The sequence below is a fragment of the Streptomyces sp. R33 genome (assembly GCF_041200175.1).
Taxonomy (GTDB): domain Bacteria; phylum Actinomycetota; class Actinomycetes; order Streptomycetales; family Streptomycetaceae; genus Streptomyces; species Streptomyces katrae_B.
Genome location: NZ_CP165727.1, coordinates 4,689,626 through 4,712,234 on the forward strand (window position 1 = coordinate 4,689,626; position 22,609 = coordinate 4,712,234).

Genomic DNA, 22,609 nt, shown 5'->3' on the forward strand with positions numbered 1-22,609 from the left:
TCGATGGAGCGGACAACGCGACTCGAACGCGCGACATCCACCTTGGCAAGGTGGTGCTCTACCAACTGAGCTATGTCCGCAGGTGCGCCGTAACGCGAGACCTACTATACCCAACCTCGCTCGCGTGCGAGACGCACTGCCGTGTGCCGGTTCTCGGCGCCGAGCTTCGAGGCCGCCGACGACAGGTAGTTCCGTACGGTCCCCTGCGACAGCGAGGCCCGCTCCGCGATCTCCGCGACCGGCGCCCCGTCCCCCGCGAGTTCGAGCACCTCGGCCTCGCGCGCGGTCAGCGGGGAGTCCCCCGCGCTGATCGCGTCGGCCGCCAACTCCGGGTCCACATAACGCCCTCCGGAGTGCACGGTCCGGATCAGCTCGGCCAGCCGCTGCGCCGACACCGTCTTCGGCGCGAAGGCCCGCACCCCTGCCGCGAGGGCCCGCTTCAGGTGCCCGGGACGCCCGTGGCTCGTCACGATCATGGTCTTGCAGTCGGGGAGTTCGGCCCGCAGTGATGTGGCCACACTCACACCGTCCGCCCCCGGCATCTGCAGGTCGAGCACCGCCACGTCCGGCCGGTGGGCGCGCGCCATCGCCAGGGCCTCCGGCCCCGAGGCCGCCTCCGCGACGACCAGCAGATCGTCCTCCAGGGCCAGCAGTGCGGCGAGCGCGCCACGGATCAGGTGCTCGTCGTCGGCCAGCAGTACGCGTACGGGGCTCACGCCCGCACCTCCAGTCCTCGCAGTTGTCCGTCCGGGATCCGGGCCCGCAGCCGGAAGCGGCCGCCGTCGACCGGGCCCGCCTCCAAGGTGCCGTCCAGCACCGCGAGCCGCTCCCGCAGCCCGGCGAGCCCGGAGCCCGGCGGTCCGGCCGGCGCCTCGGGGGCCCCGTCGTTCTCCACCACCAGCGTCAGGGCGCCCTCGTCGGGCGCCGTCAGCCGGATGACGCAGCTGCGGGCGTCCCCGTGCCGCAGGACGTTCGTGGTCGCCTCCCGGACCACCCAGCCCAGCGCCGACTGCACCTCGGGGCGCAGTGCACGCCCGGCCTCGATCTCGACGCGGCAGTCCATCCCGGCCGCGCTGAGCACCCCGCGGGCGCCCTCCAGCTCCGCCGTGAGATCCGCCTCGCGGTAGCCGCGTACGACGTCCCGTACCTCGCGCTGCGACTCCCGGGCGATGCGCTGGACCTCGATCATCTGGTCCACGGCCTCCGGACGTTCGCGGCGGGCCAGCTGGACCGCGAGCTCGCTCTTGAGCGCGATCACCGCCAGATTGCGGCCCATGACGTCGTGCAGGTCGCGCCCGAAGCGCAGCCGCTCCTCGGCGACGGCCAGCTGCGCCTGGAGCTCCCGGGCGCGGTCCAGCTCGTGGACGGCGTTCAGCAGCCACCCGGAGAACCCGTAGGCCACGCTCATGAACAGGCCGGTCAGCAGCACCCCGATCGTGTACCCGAGGGCCTCGACCGCGCCCACGCCCATCGCCAGCACCGCCAGGCCCGCACCGAGGGCCCAGGCGGGGGCCATCAAGCACTTGTACCGGATCCGCCGCATGCAGAGCACCAGGGCTCCGGTGGTGAAGCTGGTCATGCCCAGGACGAGCGGCGTGGCCACGCCGATGATCCTCGGCATGACCAGGGTCAGCAGGGCCAGGCAGGCCGCGGCCGTCAGGGCCGCCACCGTCACGGCGAGCCGCACCGGCTGCTCCCGCCGGCCCGCGATCCAGTCCAGCGCCCGTGAGGAGAGGAACCCGACCAGCACGGCGTGCACGCTCATCATCAGGAGCACCGCCAGCGAGACCGGCAGCGCGGCCGTGTTGGCCGGGGAGGCCACCGAGGGCAGCCCGAACGACAGGACCTCGAGGGGCACGAAGAAGTGGAAGGACCAGCGGATGTACAGCTCGACCTTCCCCGCACTGCTGCGGTTCTTCCACCACCCGGTCAGCTTCGACACAGTCCCAGTCCCCCGATCACCCTCCGGCGGCCGCCGCCGTGCACGACTCCAGCCTCGCGGCGGCCCGCGGGCGGCAGCAGTGCGCGCCGTCATCTCCCCCGATGACATTTGTCAGCACAAGCCGATTGCATGCACGGCATACGACAAAGGCCCTGATCAATGATCAGGGCCTTTGCACTCTGAGCGGACGACGCGACTCGAACGCGCGACATCCACCTTGGCAAGGTGGTGCTCTACCAACTGAGCTACGTCCGCATGCCTGCCACGACACGAATGCCGGGCGATGCGTGCATCACTCTACCCGATCCACCGGAGTGGTCGGTAAAGCGTGCAGAGCGGGTGACAGGGATCGCACACTGCGCCTTCCCCCTGGAAGGGGGATGTTCTGCTACTGAACTACACCCGCACGACCTTCGAGGCTTTGACCTGCGGTCTCGCCCCTCGGCGTGATCCACACACTAGCGGATCGGAGGGGGTGGATGGCAAATCGGCCCCCTCCGCGCCCCGTTAGCGGGCCCCGGGAGGCCCCGCGGAGCCCCGGAAGGCCCCGGCCGGACTCAGTGCGCCTCGTTGTACGCCGCGTAGACCCGCTTCGGGATCCGGCCGCGCGGCGGCACGTCGAGGTCGTTGGACCGGGCCCAGGCGCGTACGACCGCCGGGTCCGGGGCCAGCGAGGTGTGCTTGTACGTCTTCCCGGAGCGGGCCTGGCGGCGGCCGGCGGCCACGAAGGGCGCGAGGCTCTTCCGCAGTTTCTTTGCGTTGGCCAGATTGAGGTCGATCTCGTACGACTTACCGTCCAGGCCGAACGTGACCGTTTCCGCCGCTTCTCCGCCGTCGATGTCGTCGGAGATCGTGACTACTACGCGCTGCGCCACGGATATCGGTCCCTTCGCGCGACGCCACCTACGCGTTGGACGTGCGGTGATGTCGCCTGTGTGGATGTTTCGGAGCAATGCAACTTTCCGACCCGAGTCGAGAAGCGACAAATGCCGCCGACCCGGTGGAATCCTTTGTACCGCGATTCCCATTGCATTGCGAAGCCCAGTTAATTGTCTCCGCGTGTCCTGCCGCAATCCCGGGCACGTGGTTTTCCGGTGGATTTTGCGAAGCGTTGGTGAAGCCGAAACGGGCGGACGATCGCGGCCGAAGGATATCTACCCGCGTAGAAATTTCGGACGGGTACGCTGAGGGAACCGCCTTCGCACCAACCACCCATCGGGAGTGCCAGTGGCACGCGTCGTAGTCGACGTCATGCTCAAGCCGGAGATCCTCGACCCCCAGGGCCAGGCGGTGCAGCGTGCACTGCCGCGCCTGGGATTCGAGGGCATCGCCGACGTCCGCCAGGGGAAGCGCTTCGAGCTCGAGGTGGAGGGACCGGTCGACCAGGCCGCCCTCGACCGCATCCACAAGATGGCCGAAACGTTCCTCGCCAACACCGTCATCGAAGACTTCACCGTGAAGGTCGAGGCCTGACGGTGACCACTCGCATCGGAGTCGTCACGTTCCCCGGAACGCTCGACGACCGTGACTCGCTGCGCGCCGTCCGCCTCGCGGGGGCCGAACCCGTCTCGCTGTGGCACCGCGACAAGGACCTGCACCAGGTCGACGCGGTCGTCCTCGCGGGCGGCTTCTCCTACGGGGACTACCTGCGCGCCGGAGCCATCTCCCGGTTCTCGCCGGTGATGGAGACCATCATCGAGCAGGCCAAGGGCGGCATGCCCGTCCTCGGCATCTGCAACGGCTTCCAGATCCTCACCGAGGCCCACCTGCTGCCGGGGGCGATGCTCCGGAACAACCACCTGCACTTCATCTGCCGCGACCAGAAGCTGCGGGTGGAGAACGCGGAGACCGCGTGGACCGGCGACTACGCCGCCGGCCAGGAGATCTCCGTACCGCTCAAGAACATGGACGGCCGGTACGTCGCCGACGAGCGCGTCCTCGACGAGCTCGAGGCCGAAGGCCGCGTGGCCTTCCGCTACGTCGACATGAACCCGAACGGGTCGCTCCGCGACATCGCCGGCATCACCAACGCCGCGGGCAACGTCGTCGGCCTCATGCCGCACCCCGAGCACGCGGTGGAGCCGCTGATCGGGACGGGCCGCACCGACGGCCTCCCGTTCTTCACGTCGGTCCTGAAGAAGCTGGTCTCCGCATGAGCCTCGACACGGTCAAGAACGCCACCGAAACCCCGGACGCCTCCCAGCCCTGGAAGGAACTCGGCCTCAAGGAGGACGAGTACGCGCGCATCCGGGAGATCCTCGGCCGCCGCCCCACGGGCGCCGAGCTCGCCATGTACTCCGTCATGTGGTCCGAGCACTGCTCGTACAAGAGCAGCAAGGTCCACCTGAAGCAGTTCGGCGAGAAGGTCCCCCAGAACGACGCCATGCTCGTCGGCATCGGCGAGAACGCCGGCGTCGTCGACGTCGGCCAGGGCTACGCGGTCACCTTCAAGGTCGAGTCGCACAACCACCCGTCGTACATCGAGCCCTACCAGGGCGCGGCCACCGGCATCGGCGGCATCGTCCGCGACATCCTCGCCATGGGCGCCCGCCCGGTCGCGGTCGTCGACCCGCTGCGCTTCGGCGCGGCCGACCACCCCGACACCAAGCGCGTCCTGCCGGGCGTGGTCGCGGGCATCGGCGGCTACGGCAACTGCCTCGGCCTGCCGAACATCGGCGGCGAGGTCGTCTTCGACGCCTGCTACCAGGGCAACCCGCTGGTCAACGCCGGCTGCATCGGCGTCATGAAGCACGAGGACATCCACCTCGCCAAGGCCTCCGGCCCCGGCAACAAGGTGATCCTCTACGGTGCCCGCACCGGCGGCGACGGCATCGGCGGCGTCTCGGTCCTCGCGTCCGAGACCTTCGACGACACCAAGCCCACCAAGCGCCCCGCCGTCCAGGTCGGCGACCCCTTCCAGGAGAAGCTCCTCATCGAGTGCACCCTGGAGATCTTCAAGGAGAAGCTGGTCGCGGGCATCCAGGACCTCGGCGGCGCCGGGCTCTCCTGCGCCACGTCCGAGCTGGCCTCCGCCGGTTCCGGCGGCATGCGCGTGGAGCTGGACACCGTCCCGCTGCGCGACGCCACGCTCTCGCCCGAGGAAATCCTCATGAGCGAGTCGCAGGAACGCATGTGCGCGATCGTCGAGCCGCAGCACGTCGGCCGCTTCATGGAGATCTGCGAGAAGTGGGACGTCATCGCCACCGTCATCGGTGAGGTGACCGACGGCGAGCGCCTGGAGATCTTCTGGCACGGCGAGCAGATCGTGGACGTGCCCCCGGGCACCGTCGCCCACGAGGGCCCGGTCTACAACCGGCCCTACGCCCGCCCCGAGTGGCAGGACGCCCTCCAGGCCGACGACGCGGGCAAGCTGCCCCGCCCGCAGACCTCGGAAGAGCTCCGTGCGCAGGTCCTGGCCCTGGTCTCGTCCCCGAACCAGGCCTCGAAGTCCTGGGTCACCGACCAGTACGACCGCTTCGTGCAGGGCAACACGGTGCTCTCGCAGCCCGAGGACGCCGGCATGGTCCGCATCGACGAGGAGTCCAACCTCGGTGTGGCCATGGCGACGGACGGCAACGGCCGCTTCGCGAAGCTCGACCCGTACACGGGTGCACAGCTCGCGCTGGCTGAGGCGTACCGCAACGTCGCCGCGACCGGCGCCAAGCCGCTCGCCATCTCCGACTGCCTCAACTTCGGCTCGCCCGAGGACCCGGGCGTCATGTGGCAGTTCGCCGAGGCCACCCGCGGTCTCGCGGACGGCTGCCTGGAGCTGGGCACCCCGGTGACCGGCGGCAACGTCTCGCTGTACAACCAGACCGGTGACGTGGCGATCCACCCGACCCCGGTCGTGGCGGTCCTCGGCGTGATCGACGACGTCAACCGCCGTACGCCGATGGCGTTCGCGGAGGCCGGCCAGCTGCTGTACCTGCTGGGCGACACGGCCGAGGAGTTCGGCGGCTCGGCCTGGTCCCAGGTCGTCCACGACCACCTCGGCGGCATGCCGCCCAAGGTGGACCTGGGCCGCGAGAAGCTGCTCGGCGAGATCCTGATCTCTGCGTCCCGCGACGGCATGGTCGACGCGGCGCACGACCTGTCCGACGGCGGCGTGATCCAGGCGCTCACCGAGTCCTGCCTCAAGGGCGGCAACGGCGCGCGCGTCGTGGTTCCCGAGGGCCTGGACGCGTTCACCTTCCTGTTCTCCGAGTCGGCGGGCCGGGCCATCGTGGCCGTCCCGCGCAGCGAGGAGCTCCGGTTCACCGACATGTGCGGTGCGCGGGGCCTGCCCGCCACCCGCATCGGCGTGGTGGACGGCGAGGAGATCGAGGTCCAGGGCGAGTTCACGATCCCGCTCGCGGAACTCCGTACCGCGCACGAGGCGACGATCCCGGCCCTGCTGGCCTGATCCCGCCCCGCACCGCACGGCGGTTGTAGCGATTCCGTGCCCTCGCAGGCCTTCTGACCTGCGAGGGCACGTTCGCATACTGGCGCCGTGAACGAAATGGTCAAGATCCTGCCCGAGGCGGCCCTGCCCGAGGGCGGCGCCCGGCCCTGGACGGTCGAGGCGGCCCGGCGCTGGCGTGACGCACGCGTCCCCCTGCTCTTCGCACCCACCGTGGTGTGCTGGCTCCTGGTGCCGCTGGTCTTCTACGGGTTCTCCCTGGTCGGCTCCGACGATCCCGAGACCGCCGCGTCGTCCGGCACCGACTGGGTCGGCTACCACTCCGCGATCCTGTTCCTCGCGCTCCCCGCCTGGTACCGCTACCTGCCGGCCGCCACCGCCGTGTCCGCTCCCGTGATCGCCCTGGACATGGCGGGCCGCCTGTACGGCCCGGACCACGTCACCGACGAAGGCCGCGCCGGATGCTGGCTGGTCATCGCCGTCTGCGCCTGGACGTTCACCGGGGCCGTGCTGCGCCTGCGCGCCCGGCGCCGGCAGCGCGCCCTGTTCCTCGAAGCGGCCGGTGACGCCCGCAGCCCGATTCCGGAGCACCTCCCGGACGGCCACCGCCACCGGGGCCGGTGGCCGATCCTCATCGGCGGGCTGCTCACCCTCACCGGCGCGGCCTGCCTGGCCTGGGCCCTCGTGGCGGACCTGGGGGCGAGCGCGCAGGCCCCGTACAACGCCATCAACCAGCAGATGCTGTCCCTGCTGCTGCTCATCCCCGGGCCCCCGCTGCTCGGGCGCGGCCTCACGGCACGGCGCGCCGCCCGACGGCTGCACGACGGGCCGCAGCCGGTGCTGCGCGTCGGTGTCCGCGGCCGCGCCTCCGGGTACACCTGGCTGGTCGCGGACGCCCGGACGACCACGGCCCCGCCGCTGATCGGCTTCCGCAGCCGGTTCGGGGACACCCGCCGGTTCTGGTCCGGGGGCGGCCGGGTCCTGCTGGCCGGGCCGGAGGACCGGCTGCGCGCCGAGCACCACGACATCGACCACACCCGTGAGCCCTACGAGGCGGTCCTGTACGGAGTGCCCTGCGAGGGAGCCGAGGTGCTCCTCGAGTACGCCGTCCACGCCGCCCCCCTCTCCGGCAGCAGCACGATCGCCTCCGAGCTCACCGCCGCCCCGCTGCTGCCGGTCCGCCTCCACCGCCTGAAGCCGTGGAAGCCGGCGGGCACTTCGTACTCCCTCCAGCGGCTGCGGCAGTGACAGCAGCTGCGGCGGCGGCGACCGATCGGGCAGACTCCCCCCATGGCACCCAAGATCCGCAGGTACGACGCCGCCAAGGTCCGTACCGCCGTCACCGCGCAGTTCGGGCATGTGGCCGAGGCCGTAGGGGGGTTGGACGACGAGCAGCTCGCGCGGCCCAGCGGCCTCGGCGACTGGACCGTCGCCGACCTCGCCGCGCACATCGCGTGGATCGCGGACTCGCTCGCGAGCGGACTGGCCCGGCCCCCCGCCGCCGTACCGGAACTGACCGCCGTCGAATGGCCCTTCGCCACCGCCTCCCTCGCCGGGAAGATCGCCGAGGCGGCCAAGGAGACCCTCGGGGGCGCCCCGCTGGCCGAGCTGTACGAGCGGGCCGGCGTCCGCATGGCCGAGGCGCTGGCGGCGAATCCCGGCAGCCGGGTGCTCGAGCTGTGGGTCGGGGACATGACCCTGGCCGACTTCCTGGTCACCCGGACCGTGGAACTGGTGGTCCACACCGACGACCTGGCCCGGGCCGCCGGGGTGGACATCCCGATCGAGCGGCAGGCGCTGGCCGCCTGCACCCGGCTGCTCGCCGACGCCCTCGCGCTCAAGGCCCCGGGCGCCTCGGTGGAGGTACGGATCCCGCCGTTCGCGGTGGTCCAGTGCATCGAGGGGCCCCGCCACACCCGCGGCACCCCGCCGAACGTGGTCGAGACGGACCCGCTGACCTGGATCCGGCTGGCCACCGGGCGTACGGACTGGGCCGCGGCCGTCGAAGGCGCGCAGGTCAGGGCCAGCGGGGAGCGGGCCGATCTGGCGGCGCTGCTGCCGGTGATGCGCTGAGACGAACGCGCGCCGGGCCGACGGGGAACCGCCACGGCGCCGTTTCCGTCCCAGGGACATGCGAACGCTCCGGAACCTCCCCGCAGCCCTCGTCGCCCTCCTGACCCTGGCCGCCGTCACCGCCTGCGGTGACGGCGGCGGTACACCCGGCACCGCCCCCGGCCACGGCACGTCCGGGACCTGGAACGTGCAGAGCCTGACCGTGGACGGGAAGACCCTCACGGCGCCCGCCGCCGCCCAGGTGACCTTCCCGGTCGGTGAGCCCGAGCAGGCCACCGGCAACTACGGCTGCAACGGATTCACCGCCGGGATCACCCACGACGGAGCCACCGGCATCACCGTGAAACCGGGCTCCTCCACCACCATGGCCTGCGAGAACATGGAGTTCGAGACGGCCTTCGCCAAGCTGTTCACCGGCCGGCTGACCTTCGAGCGCCAGCCCGGCCGGCTCACGCTGAAGACGCCCGACGGGAACACGATCGTGATGAGCTCGGAGCCCCGTACGCCGGACGCCCCGATCACGGCGACCATGTGGACCGTCACCTCGCTGCGCAGCGGGGAGACCGTGTCCTCCGTACCGGCCGGGGCGGCAGGCAAGGCCGTGTTCAGCCTCGGCGCCGACGGCACCGCGAGCGGCAACCTGGGTTGCAACCGCTTCAGCGCCAAGGCCACGGTCGACGGGCCCAGGGTCACCTTCGGCCCGCTGACCACCACCCGGATGGCCTGCGAGGGTCCGCAGGGCGAGCTCGAGCGGAAGCTGACCGAGCTCTTCGCCGGGTCCCCGCTCACCTGGAGCGTCGAGGGCGGGACCCTCACCCTCACCGCGCCGGATGCCACGGGCCTGACCGCGACGGCCGGCTCGGCCGCGGAATGACCCCCCGCGCCACCGGTGCCCGTCAGCCCGGGTACGGCAGCAGCCCCGCGTCCACCTTCTCCCAGGCCGTACGCAGCTCCGCCAGCCGGGCCGGTTCCAGGGCAGCCTTGTCGGCCTGCTCCCGGGCATCGCCGGCCAGGTGGAACAGCTGGTCCCGGCCCGCCTTGCCGCGGTAGTACTTCCAGTCCCCCCGGCGCAGGGCCCGCTCGCCGCGCACCCGCCAGAACAGGTTCCGCTCGGCGATCTTCTCGCCGCGCAGCAGGTACCCGGCCAGGCTGGCGCCGTCCAGGGGGTAGGCCGGGTGCGGCCGTGCCCCGGCCAGCTCCAGCAGGGTCGCCGTCCAGTCCGGGGTGAAGACCGGGACCCGGCTGACCTGCCCGCCGTCGATCCGGGCCGGCCAGCGCAGGATGTTCGGCACCCGGATCCCGCCCTCCTGGAGGGAGGCCTTGTTGCCGGAGAGCGGCCAGTTGTACGAGAACCGCTCGCCGCCGTTGTCGCTGGAGAAGACGATCAGTGTGTCGTTCGCCTGCCCCGACCGGTCGAGCGCCTTCAGCACCTCGCCGATCGAGCGGTCGAGGTCCTCGACCATCTGCCGGTACTTCTCGACGGAGCCGCCGTCCTGGTGCCACAGCGCCCGGGCGTCGCCCGCCTTGATCCGGCGTTCGACCTCGGCGCTCGCCACGGTGTCCCCGTCGGCGATCCAAGGCCAGTGCGGGGTGGTGAAGTTGAGGTTGAGCAGCCACGGCCTGCCGCCGTGGTCGCGGGAGACGTACTCGGCGGCCCGCTCGGTGATGATCCGCGTGTAGTAGCGCAGGTCCTTGTAGGTGGCGTCGCCTTCGTAGAGGTCGTACTCGCCGCCGAGACCCAGCTTGGAGTAGTACTCCAGGGCCCCGCCGAAGTTGCCGAAGAACTCGTCCCAGCCCGACTTGGTCGGACTGTGGTCGGGCAGGTAGCCGCAGTGCCATTTGCCGATCAGCGCGGTCGCGTAACCCGCGTCGCGCAGCAGCGAGGCCAGCGTCGGGTGAGTGGGCTCAAGGCCGGCGCTCTTGTCGGCGATGGGCTCGGCGAGCCCGCCCGCGACCCGGCCCGGGTAGCGGCCCGTGTACAGGCTGAACCGCGTCGGCGAGCAGGTGGCGGAGCCGGAGTAGGCATCGGTGAAGCGGACGCCCTGGCGGGCCAGCCGGTCCAGGTTCGGGGTCTTGATGTGCGGGGAGCCGTACGAGGACAGATCGGCCCAGCCGAGGTCGTCGCCCAGCACGAACAGGATGTTGGGCCGCCGGGATTGCCGGCCGCGGGCGGCGCGGAACTCCCGCTCCTCGGGCCCGGCGGTCTCCTGAGCCGCCTGGGCGGGCGCGGCGCCCAGCCCCACGGCCGCCGCGGCCGCGGTCGCTCCGACGGCGGTGCCGAAGGCACGCCGGGACAGGTGGTCGTCGTACGAAGGCACAAGTACTCCAAGGCATGGCTCGGCCACCCGGCCCGGCGGGCGCGCAGGACGGCGCGCGGCACGGCGGGGCAGGGGCGGCAGGAGCGGAAAAAAGAAAAGGGAAAGGAGAGTTGCGGCTACGCGGAACAGCGACAGATGGCGCTCGCGACACGGACCAGGTCTACGTGGCGGCGCTCGACGAGGGTGACGGAACGGTCACCGAGAGGCTGCATGGGCCGAGAGCCTGTACGAATGCCCTCGTAGATGTCAACAAGGTGATCCGAATGCCGAGACGGAGCCGTCTGGTCACCCTCTGTGCTGTGAGATTTCCCGGGCGTCCCCAATTCGGACCAGTGGTCGATCTCGCCTACACTCGGAAGCGTGCCTCGTGGTGATGGACGACTCAACCACGACCTGCTCCCCGGCGAAAAGGGCCCCCAGGACGCTTGCGGCGTCTTCGGTGTCTGGGCTCCGGGTGAAGAGGTCGCCAAGCTCACCTACTTCGGACTGTATGCGTTGCAGCACCGTGGACAAGAGTCCGCGGGAATCGCTGTGAGCAACGGTTCCCAGATCCTCGTCTTCAAGGACATGGGCCTCGTTTCCCAGGTCTTCGACGAAACCTCTCTCGGCTCGCTCCAGGGTCATATCGCGGTCGGTCACGCCCGCTACTCGACCACCGGAGCCTCCGTCTGGGAGAACGCGCAGCCCACTTTCCGCGCGACCGCCCACGGCTCCATTGCCCTGGGTCACAACGGCAACCTGGTGAACACCGCCGAGCTTGCCGAGATGGTCGCCGACCTCCCCCGTCAGGACGGCCGTGCCACCCAGGTGGCGGCCACCAACGACACCGACCTGGTCACCGCCCTGCTGGCCGGCCAGACGGACGACGACGGCAAGCCCCTGACGATCGAGGAGTCGGCCACCAAGGTCCTCCCGAAGGTCAAGGGTGCGTTCTCGCTCGTCTTCATGGACGAGGGAACCCTCTACACCGCCCGTGACCCGCAGGGCATCCGCCCGCTGGTCCTCGGCCGCCTGGAGCGCGGCTGGGTGGTCGCCAGTGAGACCGCCGCCCTCGACATCTGCGGCGCCAGCTTCGTCCGCGAGGTCGAGCCGGGCGAGCTCATCGCGATCGACGAGAACGGTCTGCGCACCTCTCGATTCGCGGAAGCAAAGCCCAAGGGCTGTGTCTTCGAGTACGTCTACCTGGCGCGCCCGGACACCGACATCGCCGGCCGCAACGTCTACCTCTCACGCGTCGAGATGGGCCGGCGCCTGGCCAAGGAAGCCCCGGTCGACGCCGACCTGGTGATAGCGACGCCGGAGTCCGGCACGCCCGCCGCCGTCGGATACGCCGAGGCCAGCGGGATCCCGTACGGCTCCGGCCTGGTCAAGAACGCCTACGTCGGCCGGACCTTCATCCAGCCCTCGCAGACGATCCGCCAGCTGGGCATCCGCCTGAAGCTCAATCCCCTCAAGGAAGTCATCCGGGGCAAGCGCCTGGTGGTCGTGGACGACTCGATCGTCCGCGGCAACACGCAGCGCGCCCTGGTCAAGATGCTCCGCGAGGCCGGCGCGGCCGAGGTCCACATCCGGATCTCCTCGCCGCCGGTGAAGTGGCCGTGCTTCTTCGGCATCGACTTCGCCACCCGGGCCGAGCTGATCGCCAACGGCATGACGGTCGACGAGATCGCCACGTCGCTGGGCGCGGACTCGCTCTCGTACATCTCGCTCGACGCGATGATCGAGGCGACGACCATCCAGAAGCCCAACCTCTGCCGTGCCTGCTTCGACGGCGAGTACCCCATGGAGCTGCCCGACCCGCAGCTCCTGGGCAAGCAGCTCCTGGAGTCCGAGCTCGCGGGCGGCACCGACGCCGCCGACGCGCTCCGGCGTCCGTAGCGCCGCGTCCCGCAATCCCTGCTCCACCTGCGCCGGGCCCTGCCTTTCAAGCTTCTCCCAGGGCCCGGCACCACAAGCAGTAACGACACGAAAGCTCTCCCTGTCATGACAGAGAAGACCACCGGTGCCAGCTACGCAGCCGCAGGCGTGGACATCGAAGCGGGAGACCGCGCCGTCGAGCTGATGAAGGAGTGGGTGAAGAAGACGCAGCGCCCCGAGGTCCTCGGCGGCCTCGGCGGGTTCGCCGGCCTCTTCGACGCCTCCGCCCTCAAGCGCTACGAGCGCCCGCTGCTGGCCTCCGCGACCGACGGGGTCGGCACGAAGGTGGACATCGCCCGCCAGCTGGGCGTGTACGACACCATCGGCCACGACCTCGTCGCGATGGTCATGGACGACATCGTCGTCTGCGGCGCCGAGCCGCTCTTCATGACGGACTACATCTGCGTGGGCAAGGTCCACCCGGAGCGTGTCGCGGCGATCGTCAAGGGAATCGCCGAGGGCTGCGTCCTCGCCGGCTGCGCCCTGGTGGGCGGCGAGACCGCCGAGCACCCGGGTCTGCTCGGCCCGGACGACTTCGACGTGGCGGGCGCCGGCACCGGCGTCGTCGAGTACGACCGCCTGCTCGGTGCGGATCGCATCCGTACGGGTGACGCCGTCATCGCGATGGCGTCCTCCGGTCTTCACTCGAACGGGTACTCGCTGGTCCGGCACGTCCTCTTCGACCGCGCCAAGATGTCGCTCGGGCAGCACGTCGAGGAGCTCGGCAGGACCCTCGGCGAGGAGCTCCTGGAGCCGACCAAGATCTACTCGCTGGACTGCATGGCCCTCACCCGTACGGCCGAGGTCCACGCGTACTCGCACATCACCGGCGGCGGCCTGGCGGCGAACCTGGCCCGGGTCATCCCGGATCACCTGCACGCGACGGTCGACCGTTCGACCTGGGCCCCGGGTGCGATCTTCGACCTGGTCGGCAAGGCCGGTCAGGTCGAGCAGCTGGAGCTGGAGAAGACCCTGAACATGGGCGTCGGCATGATGGCCGTGGTCCCGCAGGAGTCGGTGGACGTGGCCCTGACCGCGCTGGGCGACCGCGGCGTGGACGCCTGGGTCGCGGGCGAGATCCTGGACCGCGGTGCACACACCGAGGGCGCGGCCCTGACCGGCGCGTACGCGAGCTGACCGGCCGGGACAACGGCGGCCAACACCGAAACCCGGTCCGGGGCGAGGCCCTGGACCGGGTTCTTGTGTTGCTCAGCCGGGGTCAGTCACTGACTGGCCGCCACCTGTGTGGTGCAGACGCGAAGGAGACGCGGTAGAGCGTCAAGCGCCACGGCGCTGTGCCGACGGGCCGGACTCTTCGTCCTCGTCGTCGTCATCATCGCTGTTGTACAGATCCGCGTACTTGGCGTACGGGTCGTCGTCGTCCAGATCGTCATCGACTTCGACCGGCTCGCTGACAGGCAGCAGCGGTTCCGTCGGCGATGCGCCCAGCTCGTTGGCCAGACGCGAGAGGTCAGTCCCGCCGCTGTTGTACTTCAGCTGGCGGGCGACCTTTGTCTGCTTGGCCTTGGCCCGGCCGCGCCCCATGGCTCGACCCCCTCGGTGACGGGGCTCGACGGCCCCAGAGTCTGACACGCGTTCATGGTTCGGAGCGGGCTCTCCGTGGAGAGACCGTCCGTAGGGCTTTAACGGTACCTGCTTCCGCGGCCATACGGTACGCCGCCCGCATGACGTGCCCCGGTGCAGGACCAAAGAGGCGCCCCGTCCTCGCTGGTCAGCTGCGATTTTAACCCTTTCCTGGCGGGCGACCCGCCGAAGTGCAGTGAGTTCCGTCTCGCCGCACCCCGGCGGGCGCACATCAGGGTCCGTTACGACGGGTCGGCAGCCGGGGCGGTGCCCTTCGCGGCCTTCGCGGCGCGGGCGTCCGCCATCCGCTGCTCGGCGATCCGGTCGGCCGCCGCGGCCGGCGGGATCCCGTCCGTCTTCGCGCGAGCAAATATGGCCAGGGTGGTGTCGAAGATCTTCGCGGCCTTGACCTTGCAGCGGTCGAAGTCGAAACCGTGCAGCTCGTCGGCGACCTGGATGACCCCGCCCGCGTTCACCACGTAATCGGGCGCGTAGAGGATCCCGCGGTCCGCGAGGTCCTTCTCCACGCCCGGGTGGGCGAGCTGGTTGTTCGCGGCGCCGCACACGACCTTGGCGGTCAGGACGGGTACCGACTCGTCGTTCAGCGCCCCGCCGAGTGCGCAGGGGGCGTAGATGTCCAGGCCCTCGGTGCGGATCAGGGCGTTGGTGTCCGCCACGGCGGTGACCTGCGGGTGCTTGTCGAGGATCCGGCGCACCGACTCCGCGCGGACGTCCGTGATCACGACCTCGGCGCCGTCCTCCAGGAGGTGCTCGACGAGGTAGTGGCCGACCTTGCCGACGCCGGCCACGGCGACCTTGCGGCCCCGCAGCGTCGGGTCGCCCCACAGGTGCTGCGCGCTGGCGCGCATGCCCTGGAAGACGCCGAAGGCGGTGAGGACCGAGGAGTCGCCGGCGCCGCCGTTCTCGGGGGAGCGGCCGGTCGCCCAGCGGGTCTCGCGGGCCACGACGTCCATGTCCGCCACGTACGTGCCGACGTCGCAGGCCGTCACGTAGCGGCCGCCGAGGGACTCCACGAACCGGCCGTAGGCCAGCAGCAGTTCCTCGGACTTCAGGACGTCCGGGTCCCCGATGATCACGGCCTTGCCGCCGCCGAGGTCGAGCCCGGCCATGGCGTTCTTGTAGGACATGCCGCGCGAGAGGTTCAGCGCGTCCATGACGGCCTCCTCGTCGGAGGCGTACGCGTGGAAGCGCGTACCGCCGAGGGCGGGGCCCAGAGCGGTGGAGTGGATCGCGATGACGGCCTTCAGGCCGGAGGCTCGGTCCTGGCACAGCACGACTTGCTCGTGGCCGCCCTGTTCCGAACGGAACAGGGTGTGCAGGACGCCGTCGGTCATTTCGGTCACGGTGGTGACTCCCATGGAAGAGATGCGGCGGAATGACGCCCGCCCTGCGGGTGGGGGAGGGCGCGCTGGGAGCAGCGTAAGACCTGCAGGGCGTGTGCAGTCGACCTGTCCAGAGATCGAAACACTCCCGGAGTATGGGCGCCCGTCCCTGGAGGTCCGGCGGACGCCCGGCGGAGTATCGCCGGGCGGTGCGGGGGAGTACGAGAGCGTGAGCGAAACCTCCGACCCCAAGCTGCCCTCGGCGCGCTCGGCGCCGACCGTCCCGTACGCCTCCTACCTGCGCGTCTACGAGCCCCTGGCGGCTTTCGCGGAGCCGGAGCGCGCGCACTGGGCCTCGTACGCCCGGCGCGGGGTGGTCCCGACCGCCCAGGACGAACTGCGCCGCTCGCTCTCCGACTTGGTCCGGGTGCCGGTGGTCGGGGTGCCGGCGCAGGAGAGCGCGGAGGCGTTCACGGCGGAGGTGGACGGGGTGCTGCTGGTCTGCCCGTGGCGGACCAGACTGCGCGGCTGGCTGGCGCTCCAGGAGCTGGTCGACCAGTTCCCGCTCCCCGTGCTGGACGCGGCGCTCCCGGCGGCGGCGAGGCGGCGGGCGGCCGAGGAGTACGAGCGCTGGCGCGAGCGGAACCCGGACGCGCGCCCGTGGATCCGTACCGCGGTGTGGCAGGTGCCGCTGCGCTGGTTCGTGCTGGTGGCCGACGACGAGCGGGAGTACGTGCCGGGCGAGCGGATGCGCTACCGGACGCCGATGGTGCAGGCCCGGCGGCGGCTCGCGCGGGGACTGCGGACGCTACGGGAGGCCGACGGGTACGGGGGGCTCGCGGACGGGCTGGTGGAGGTCGGCAGCTGGCTGGAGGAGTTCCACCCGCGCTCGATGGTCGAGCTGGACTACGGGGGCCTGGTCCACGCGCTGCCGGCGGACCGGCTGCGCGCCGACCGCTCGGCCCGGGACGTGGCGGCGGGGATCGCCGCGCTGCGGGCCGGGGACGAGGCCGGGGCGGCGGAGGCGTACGAGGAGCTGGCGGAGCGCTGGCGGGAGGTCCGGGAGAGACTGTTCGCGAACTGACCGGCGGCGGGGTGGACGGCGGCTGCGAGGGCGTCGCGTACCGTGCGTATCGGTCGATCAGCCACAAGTGGCTGATCAGAGGCGTGATCACCACATTCAGGTCTTAGTTCCAGGACCTTCGTCCCGATACGGGCCATTGGCCCAAGCGTGACGGACCGCACTAACCACACCCTTGCGCCCTTCCCCTACCCTCGTGCCAAAATAGGACAAGGAGTCCGGGGAGGGTTCCTTCCGCCCAACTAAGGGCGGAATGCTCGGCATTGCACTCTACGGGGGGTCCTGACGACTCCTGATCGCTCTGTGACTGATCGTCACAGTGGGGTGACTGTCCGTTATGGGACGGTCCATCGGCTTCCGCCGCTGATGAACACCTCGGAGGGCAATTCCATCGGTTTGGCCGTCGAGGCTGGACAGATGGTGTAGTTGTAGTGCCGAGGACAAGCCGTTCGTCCTATAACCGACTCGGCCCGCGTATGTCCATTTCGGGCAACGCGGGCCAAGGTGCAGAATTTAGAGGAAAGAACCGAGATGGTTCGGTTCTCCCGAGGAGGCCGCTCATGACCGCTCGCACCCCTGATGCCGAGCCGCTGCTGACCCCGGCTGAGGTTGCCACGATGTTCCGCGTGGACCCGAAGACGGTCACCCGCTGGGCCAAGGCTGGCAAGCTCACGTCCATCCGCACCCTGGGTGGACACCGCCGATACCGCGAGGCCGAGGTTCGCGCACTGCTCGCGGGAATTCCGCAGCAGCGCAGCGAGGCCTGAGGTCGCGCAAGCACGTAAGCACCCCGCTTTACCGGGCTTGAATCGGGTCCCCCAATCCGATGAAACCCACATGGCTTCAAACGCTCTCGGACCTGCCCCAACAGGTTCTCGGCGTTCGATCGCGCTGGACTCCGCCGGGTCCAGCGCGATCTTTTTTATGCCCGGGGCGGGCGGAATCGGGCTGCTGCGGAGTGCCGGCGAGGTAGGTGCCATTGCACATATTAAATCGAGCACGCGTATGGGTGCGATAAATGTGCGAGTCTCAAAAACTCATGTGGTGACTCCCGTCACAGGCTGTCACTCTTGTACAACGCGCAATGCACCCGTAAGGGGGCGTGCGTCGCAGACCGCCTCACGCAGACGGGGGATTTTCTTGGCGGATGCCCCGAGGGGTCCGAGGTGAACCCCCCTGGGCCCCCTGAGCCCCCGTGGAGTCTCCGACGGGCCCCTGAGCGGCCGCCGGGGGCTCTCAACGGGGGCTCTCAAGGGGGCGCGGAGGGGTGGCGGGTGCGGGCAACGCAACAGGGCCCGTATCCCTGGGGATACGGGCCCTGCTCTTCTTGCGATCCTGACGGGACTTGAACCCGCGACCTCCACCTTGACAGGGTGGCGAGCTAACCAACTGCTCCACAGGACCTCGTTCGCAGCCGTTCCGGCGTGGCTGCGAATCAGACTGTACAGCAGCTCAGGGGGTGCGGTCGAACTCGACCGCGGACCCCGGGCCGATCCGGTCACGGGGCCGCCGCGTCCACCGCCTTCACGATCCGCTTGTCGGAGATCGGGTACGCCGTCCCGAGCGCGTGCGCGAAGTAGCTGACCCGCAGTTCCTCGATCATCCAGCGGATGTCGGTGACCGCGGACGGCACCGGCCGGCCCTTCGGCAGCTGCTCCAGCAGCCACGCGTACTCGTCCTGCATCTCGTGGACCTTCTCCATGCGCGTGGTGTCGCGCTGGGCGCCCGTCGGCATCTGCTGGAGCCGCCGGTCCACCGCCACGAGGTAGCGCATCAGGTCCGGCAGCCGGCGCAGGCCCGTCAGGGTCACGAAGCCCGCCGGCACGAGGGCCGCCAGCTGCGTCTTGACGTCCTGCACGTTCGCCACCAGGGCCAGGCTGTTCACGGCCTTCAGGCGGCGCTCACAGGCCTGCCAGGCGGCCAGGACCTGCTGCACCTGGCCCACCGTCCGCACGGTCGTGTCCACCAGGTCGGCGCGCACCGCCTCGTAGAGCGCGCGGAAGCCCGCCTCGTCCCAGGCCGGGCCGCCGTGGTCGGAGATCAGCTTGTCGGCCGCCGCGGTCGCACAGTCGTCGAACAGCGCCTGGATGGACCCGTGCGGGTTGCGGGACAGGGCCAGCTTCTGCTGGTTGGTCAGGTGGTCCGAGGCGAACTTCGCGGGGTTCACCGGGATGTTCAGCAGGATCAGGCGCCGGGTGCCCAGCCACATCGCCTGCTGCTGCTCGGCCTCCGTGTCGAAGAGCCGTACGGAGACGCTCGTGCCCTCGTCCACCAGCGCCGGGTACGCCTTCACCGGCTGGCCGGCCCGCCGGGTCTCGAAGACCTCGGTCAGCGTGCCGATCGTCCAGTCGGTCAGCCCGGTGCGCTCCAGCGACTCCCCGCCCGCGCGCTCGGCGGTGGCAGCGGCGGCCTTGGAGAGGGCCTGGCGGGCCTTCGGCTTCAGCTTCAGCCGCAGGGCCTCCAGGTCCTTGTCCTCGGCGAGGTTCTTGCGACGCTCGTCGATGATCCGGAACGTGATCTTCAGGTGGTCCGGGATCCGGGAGAGGTCGAAGTCCTCGGCGGAGACCGGGACCCCGACCATCCGCCGGAGCTCGCGCGCCAGCGTCACGGGCAGCGGCTCCTGCAGGGGAACGGCGGTGTCCAGGAAGCGCGTCGCGAAGTTCGGCGCGGGCACGTAGTGCCGGCGGATCGGCTTCGGGAGGGAGCGGATCAGCTCGGTGACGACCTCCGCCCGCAGGCCCGGGATCTGCCAGTCGAAGCCCTCGTCGGTGACCTGGTTCAGCACCTGCAGCGGGATGTGGACGGTCACGCCGTCCGCGTCCGCGCCGGGCTCGAACTGGTAGGTCACCCGGAACTTGAGCTGCCCCTGCCGCCAGGAGTCGGGGTAGTCGGCCTTGGTGACCCCGGCCGCCTTCTCCGTGAGCAGCATCTCGCGCTCGAAGTCGAGGAGTTCGGGCTCCTCGCGCTTCTTGTGCTTCCACCAGGAGTCGAAGTGCGCCCCGGAGACCACGTGTTCGGGGATCCGCTGGTCGTAGAAGTCGAAGAGGGTCTCGTCGTCGACCACGATGTCGCGGCGCCGCGCCCGGTTCTCGAGCTCCTCGACCTCGGTCAGGAGCTTGCGGTTGTCGGCGTAGAACTTGTGGTGGGTCCGCCAGTCGCCCTCGACCAGCGCGTTGCGGATGAACAGCTCGCGCGAGACCTCCGCGTCGATCCGGCCGTAGTTGATCTTCCGCTGGGCGACGATCGGTACGCCGTACAGCGTGACCTTCTCGTACGCCATGACGGCCGCCTGGTCCTTCTCCCAGTGCGGCTCGCTGTACGTGCGCTTGATCAGGTGCTGCGCCAGCGGCTCGACCCACTCGGGCTCCACCTTGGCGTTGACCCGGGCCCACAGCCGCGAGGTCTCCACCAGCTCCGCCGACATCAGGAACTTGGGCTGCTTCTTGAACAGCGCCGAGCCCGGGAAGATCGCGAACTTGGCGGACCGGGCGCCCAGGTACTCGTTCTTGTCGGTGTCCTTGAGGCCGATGTGCGAGAGCAGGCCCGCCAGCAGCGAGATGTGCACGCTCGTCTCGGGGGCGTCGGCCTCGTTGACGTGGATGCCCATGCCCTTGGCGACCGTGCGCAGCTGCGAGTAGATGTCCTGCCACTCGCGGATCCGCAGGAAGTTCAGGTACTCCTGCTTGCACATCCGGCGGAACGAGGACGAGCCGCGCTCCTTCTGCTGCTCGCGGAGGTAGCGCCACATGTTCAGGAACGAGAGGAAGTCGCTCGTCTCGTCCTTGAAGCGGGCGTGGTTCTGGTCGGCCTGCGTCTGCTTGTCCGAGGGCCGCTCGCGCGGGTCCTGGATGGACAGGGCCGCCGCGATGACCATGACCTCGCGGACGCAGTTGTTCTTGTCGGCCTCGACGACCATGCGGGCCAGGCGCGGGTCCACGGGCAGCTGGGAGAGCTGCCGGCCCATGGGCGTCAGCTTCTTGCGGGGGTCCTTCTCCGCCGGGTCGAAGGCGCCGAGCTCCTGGAGCAGCTGCACGCCGTCGCGGATGTTGCGGTGGTCCGGCGGGTCGATGAAGGGGAACTTCTCGATCTCGCCGAGGCCGGCCGCGGTCATCTGGAGGATGACGGAGGCCAGGTTCGTGCGCAGGATCTCGGCGTCCGTGAACTCGGGACGGGCGTTGAAGTCGTCCTCGGAGTAGAGCCGGATGCAGATGCCGTCGCTGGTACGGCCGCAGCGGCCCTTGCGCTGGTTGGCGCTGGCCTGGGAGATCCGCTCGATGGGCAGGCGCTGGACCTTGGTGCGGTGGCTGTAGCGGGAGATCCGGGCGTTGCCCGGGTCGATCACGTACTTGATGCCGGGGACGGTCAGGGAGGTCTCGGCGACGTTGGTCGCGAGGACGATCCTCCTGCCCGTGTGCTGCTGGAAGACGCGGTGCTGCTCGGCGTGCGAGAGGCGGGCGTAGAGGGGGAGCACTTCCGTGAAGCGGAGGTTCCGCTTGTTGAGCGCGTCCGCCGTGTCGCGGATCTCGCGCTCGCCGGAGAGGAAGACCAGGATGTCGCCCGGCCCCTCGGACTGGAGCTCGTCCACGGCCTCGCAGATCGCCGTGATCTGGTCGCGGTCGCTCTCCTCGCTGTCGTCCTCGAGGAGGGGCCGGTAGCGCACCTCCACCGGGTACGTACGGCCGCTGACCTCGACGATCGGGGCCTCGCCGAAGTGCCGGGAGAATCGTTCCGGGTCGATGGTCGCCGAGGTGATCACGACCTTGAGGTCGGGGCGCTTCGGCAGCAGCTGGGAGAGGTAGCCCAGCAGGAAGTCGATGTTGAGGGACCGCTCGTGGGCCTCGTCGATGATGATCGTGTCGTACGCGCGCAGCTCGCGGTCCGTCTGGATCTCGGCGAGCAGGATGCCGTCGGTCATCAGCTTCACGAAGGTCGCGTCCTGGTCCACCTGGTCGGTGAAGCGGACCTTCCAGCCGACCGTCTGTCCGATCTCGGACTTCAGCTCCTCGGCGATGCGCTCCGCGACGGTGCGGGCGGCGATCCGGCGGGGCTGGGTGTGCCCGATCATGCCCCGGACGCCGCGGCCCAGCTCCATGCAGATCTTGGGGATCTGCGTGGTTTTGCCGGAACCGGTCTCACCGGCGACGATCACGACCTGGTGGTCGCGTATCGCCTCGGCGATCTCGTCCTTCTTCTGGCTGACGGGCAGGTTCTCGGGATACGTGACCTCCGGCATCCGCGAGGCACGGCCGGCCAGTCGCGCGGCGGCCTTCTCGGCCTCCGCGGCGATCTCGTCGAGCACGGCCTGCTTGGCCTCGGGCTTGCGGATGCGGCGGGCGCCTTCGAGGCGGCGGCCGAGGCGGTGCGCGTCACGGAGGGAGATCTCACCGAGAAGCGTCTGCAGGGCGGCGAAGGAAGTAGACATACCTGATCGAGGATCTCACCCGCAGGTGCCAGGTGGCGAACGCATTTGTGCCCCCTCCCCGTACCATTTCGGGACGAGATCGCCTGAACCGACCCGCCGACCGAGTGAGAGGCCCGCCATGTCCCGCGTCCGTGGAGTGTGGTGGCTGCTCGGCGCCGTCCTCGCGGTACTGGTGGGTTGTGCGGTGCCCGCGGTGGCGATTCCGTTTTCGGGTCCGGTTTCCGGTGTGGCTGCTTCGGCGGCTTCGACTGCTTCGACTGCTCCGGCGGACCTCGGTGTGGCCCACGCCGTGGCGGACACCGGCCGGGGGCCCTCCTGCGATCCCGGGGCCCGCGACCGGGGCCGGGCTCCGGGCGTGGCGCCGCGCGGAGCCGGGGAGCATGCGCACAGCCCGGTGGGGCGGCCCGCGGTGGAGCAGGTCTGGGGGGCCCGGACGCCGCCCGTACGGGTGCTCGTACGCGGGCCCGACCAGCCGGCGCCGGGGCCTGTGGAGCTGTCCGTGATGCGGGTGTAGAGGACCGGCCCCGCCC

General features: G+C 70.3%; 19 protein-coding genes and 4 tRNA genes. 11 read left to right on the forward strand and 12 right to left on the reverse strand.

Annotation, left to right across the window (positions count from 1 at the left end):
• Positions 1–4 precede the first annotated feature (4 nt).
• The 6 genes from AB5J51_RS21485 to AB5J51_RS21510 form a co-directional block, all read right to left on the reverse strand.
• Positions 5–80 (reverse strand) — tRNA-Gly (locus tag AB5J51_RS21485).
• A gap of 24 nt (positions 81–104) precedes the next feature.
• Positions 105–716, reverse strand: a complete 612-nt coding sequence (locus AB5J51_RS21490; RefSeq protein ID WP_053788295.1) for a response regulator transcription factor — start codon at positions 714–716, stop codon at positions 105–107.
• Positions 713–1,942 carry a sensor histidine kinase gene (locus AB5J51_RS21495; protein ID WP_133897568.1) on the reverse strand — a complete coding sequence of 410 codons (1,230 nt, stop codon included), beginning with the start codon at positions 1,940–1,942 and terminating at the stop codon, positions 713–715. The genes AB5J51_RS21490 and AB5J51_RS21495 overlap by 4 nt, the downstream gene beginning before the upstream one ends.
• A gap of 182 nt (positions 1,943–2,124) precedes the next feature.
• A tRNA-Gly gene (locus tag AB5J51_RS21500) sits at positions 2,125–2,197 on the reverse strand.
• Between the two features lie 79 nt (positions 2,198–2,276).
• A tRNA-Gly gene (locus AB5J51_RS21505) sits at positions 2,277–2,348 on the reverse strand.
• Between the two features lie 151 nt (positions 2,349–2,499).
• A complete protein-coding gene (locus AB5J51_RS21510) occupies positions 2,500–2,817 on the reverse strand; it encodes an Lsr2 family protein (protein ID WP_030292364.1) in 318 nt (105 codons plus the stop codon).
• A gap of 346 nt (positions 2,818–3,163) precedes the next feature.
• Between AB5J51_RS21510 and purS the strand changes: the two genes are divergently transcribed.
• The 6 genes from purS to AB5J51_RS21540 all read left to right on the forward strand — a co-directional run bounded on the left by purS (position 3,164) and on the right by AB5J51_RS21540 (position 9,288).
• The gene (gene purS, locus AB5J51_RS21515) at positions 3,164–3,415 is read left to right on the forward strand and encodes a phosphoribosylformylglycinamidine synthase subunit PurS (protein ID WP_008740952.1); all 252 of its coding nucleotides are present in this window, start codon (positions 3,164–3,166) and stop codon (positions 3,413–3,415) included.
• Between the two features lie 2 nt (positions 3,416–3,417).
• Positions 3,418–4,098, forward strand: a complete 681-nt coding sequence (gene purQ / locus AB5J51_RS21520) for a phosphoribosylformylglycinamidine synthase subunit PurQ (protein ID WP_053788293.1) — start codon at positions 3,418–3,420, stop codon at positions 4,096–4,098.
• Complete coding sequence (gene purL, locus AB5J51_RS21525) at positions 4,095–6,344, forward strand: phosphoribosylformylglycinamidine synthase subunit PurL (RefSeq protein ID WP_136225069.1); 2,250 nt, start codon at positions 4,095–4,097, stop codon at positions 6,342–6,344. Before purQ ends, purL begins: the two co-directional genes overlap by 4 nt.
• An 87-nt stretch (positions 6,345–6,431) precedes the next feature.
• Positions 6,432–7,589, forward strand: a complete 1,158-nt coding sequence (locus AB5J51_RS21530; protein ID WP_369778382.1) for a hypothetical protein — start codon at positions 6,432–6,434, stop codon at positions 7,587–7,589.
• A 42-nt stretch (positions 7,590–7,631) separates the two neighbouring features.
• Positions 7,632–8,414 (forward strand): maleylpyruvate isomerase family mycothiol-dependent enzyme, encoded by a 783-nt coding sequence (locus tag AB5J51_RS21535; RefSeq protein ID WP_053788290.1) that lies wholly within the window; start codon positions 7,632–7,634, stop codon positions 8,412–8,414.
• A gap of 58 nt (positions 8,415–8,472) precedes the next feature.
• Positions 8,473–9,288: an META domain-containing protein gene (locus AB5J51_RS21540; RefSeq protein WP_369778383.1), complete on the forward strand. Its 816-nt coding sequence runs from the start codon at positions 8,473–8,475 to the stop codon at positions 9,286–9,288.
• Between the two features lie 22 nt (positions 9,289–9,310).
• On the opposite strand, the gene AB5J51_RS21545 is transcribed toward AB5J51_RS21540, so the two are convergent.
• Together AB5J51_RS21545 and AB5J51_RS21550 are read right to left on the reverse strand one after the other, a co-directional pair.
• Positions 9,311–10,732 carry a sulfatase gene (locus AB5J51_RS21545; protein ID WP_369778384.1) on the reverse strand — a complete coding sequence of 474 codons (1,422 nt, stop codon included), beginning with the start codon at positions 10,730–10,732 and terminating at the stop codon, positions 9,311–9,313.
• Between the two features lie 116 nt (positions 10,733–10,848).
• Positions 10,849–10,944 (reverse strand): putative leader peptide, encoded by a 96-nt coding sequence (locus tag AB5J51_RS21550; RefSeq protein ID WP_350325720.1) that lies wholly within the window; start codon positions 10,942–10,944, stop codon positions 10,849–10,851.
• A gap of 148 nt (positions 10,945–11,092) precedes the next feature.
• Here AB5J51_RS21550 and purF point away from each other — a divergent pair, with 148 nt between their 5' ends.
• Both purF and purM read left to right on the forward strand, forming a co-directional pair.
• A complete protein-coding gene (gene purF / locus AB5J51_RS21555) occupies positions 11,093–12,610 on the forward strand; it encodes an amidophosphoribosyltransferase (protein WP_030292355.1) in 1,518 nt (505 codons plus the stop codon).
• Between the two features lie 105 nt (positions 12,611–12,715).
• Positions 12,716–13,786 carry a phosphoribosylformylglycinamidine cyclo-ligase gene (gene purM / locus AB5J51_RS21560; RefSeq protein WP_053788287.1) on the forward strand — a complete coding sequence of 357 codons (1,071 nt, stop codon included), beginning with the start codon at positions 12,716–12,718 and terminating at the stop codon, positions 13,784–13,786.
• Between the two features lie 141 nt (positions 13,787–13,927).
• On the opposite strand, the gene AB5J51_RS21565 is transcribed toward purM, so the two are convergent.
• Positions 13,928–14,194 carry a DUF3073 domain-containing protein gene (locus AB5J51_RS21565; RefSeq protein ID WP_030292353.1) on the reverse strand — a complete coding sequence of 89 codons (267 nt, stop codon included), beginning with the start codon at positions 14,192–14,194 and terminating at the stop codon, positions 13,928–13,930.
• Positions 14,195–14,475: 281 nt separating this feature from the next.
• Entirely contained in the window at positions 14,476–15,612 is a 1,137-nt protein-coding gene (locus AB5J51_RS21570) for a Leu/Phe/Val dehydrogenase (RefSeq protein ID WP_369778386.1), read from the reverse strand.
• A gap of 193 nt (positions 15,613–15,805) precedes the next feature.
• Here AB5J51_RS21570 and AB5J51_RS21575 point away from each other — a divergent pair, with 193 nt between their 5' ends.
• Both AB5J51_RS21575 and bldC read left to right on the forward strand, forming a co-directional pair.
• The gene (locus tag AB5J51_RS21575) at positions 15,806–16,660 is read left to right on the forward strand and encodes a hypothetical protein (protein WP_199828093.1); all 855 of its coding nucleotides are present in this window, start codon (positions 15,806–15,808) and stop codon (positions 16,658–16,660) included.
• Between the two features lie 557 nt (positions 16,661–17,217).
• The gene (gene bldC / locus AB5J51_RS21580) at positions 17,218–17,424 is read left to right on the forward strand and encodes a developmental transcriptional regulator BldC (RefSeq protein ID WP_003949541.1); all 207 of its coding nucleotides are present in this window, start codon (positions 17,218–17,220) and stop codon (positions 17,422–17,424) included.
• A gap of 563 nt (positions 17,425–17,987) precedes the next feature.
• Here the strand turns inward: bldC and AB5J51_RS21585 are convergent.
• Together AB5J51_RS21585 and hrpA are read right to left on the reverse strand one after the other, a co-directional pair.
• A tRNA-Asp gene (locus AB5J51_RS21585) sits at positions 17,988–18,061 on the reverse strand.
• 94 nt (positions 18,062–18,155) lie between these two features.
• Positions 18,156–22,079: an ATP-dependent RNA helicase HrpA gene (gene hrpA / locus AB5J51_RS21590; protein WP_136225073.1), complete on the reverse strand. Its 3,924-nt coding sequence runs from the start codon at positions 22,077–22,079 to the stop codon at positions 18,156–18,158.
• A gap of 118 nt (positions 22,080–22,197) precedes the next feature.
• On the opposite strand from hrpA, the gene AB5J51_RS21595 reads away from it, so the two are divergent.
• Entirely contained in the window at positions 22,198–22,593 is a 396-nt protein-coding gene (locus tag AB5J51_RS21595) for a hypothetical protein (protein WP_369778400.1), read from the forward strand.
• Positions 22,594–22,609 lie beyond the last annotated feature (16 nt).

What these genes read in the sequence shown, in the direction of transcription:
- purL (WP_136225069.1), top strand. Translation starts at nt 4,095, where the DNA reads ATGAGCCTCGACACGGTCAAGAACGCCACCGAAACCCCGGACGCCTCC.
- AB5J51_RS21535 (WP_053788290.1), top strand. Translation starts at nt 7,632, where the DNA reads ATGGCACCCAAGATCCGCAGGTACGACGCCGCCAAGGTCCGTACCGCC.
- AB5J51_RS21540 (WP_369778383.1), top strand. Translation starts at nt 8,473, where the DNA reads ATGCGAACGCTCCGGAACCTCCCCGCAGCCCTCGTCGCCCTCCTGACC.
- AB5J51_RS21550 (WP_350325720.1), bottom strand. Translation starts at nt 10,944, where the DNA reads ATGCAGCCTCTCGGTGACCGTTCCGTCACCCTCGTCGAGCGCCGCCAC.
- purM (WP_053788287.1), top strand. Translation starts at nt 12,716, where the DNA reads ATGACAGAGAAGACCACCGGTGCCAGCTACGCAGCCGCAGGCGTGGAC.
- AB5J51_RS21565 (WP_030292353.1), bottom strand. Translation starts at nt 14,194, where the DNA reads ATGGGGCGCGGCCGGGCCAAGGCCAAGCAGACAAAGGTCGCCCGCCAG.
- AB5J51_RS21570 (WP_369778386.1), bottom strand. Translation starts at nt 15,612, where the DNA reads ATGGGAGTCACCACCGTGACCGAAATGACCGACGGCGTCCTGCACACC.
- bldC (WP_003949541.1), top strand. Translation starts at nt 17,218, where the DNA reads ATGACCGCTCGCACCCCTGATGCCGAGCCGCTGCTGACCCCGGCTGAG.
- hrpA (WP_136225073.1), bottom strand. Translation starts at nt 22,079, where the DNA reads ATGTCTACTTCCTTCGCCGCCCTGCAGACGCTTCTCGGTGAGATCTCC.
- AB5J51_RS21595 (WP_369778400.1), top strand. Translation starts at nt 22,198, where the DNA reads ATGTCCCGCGTCCGTGGAGTGTGGTGGCTGCTCGGCGCCGTCCTCGCG.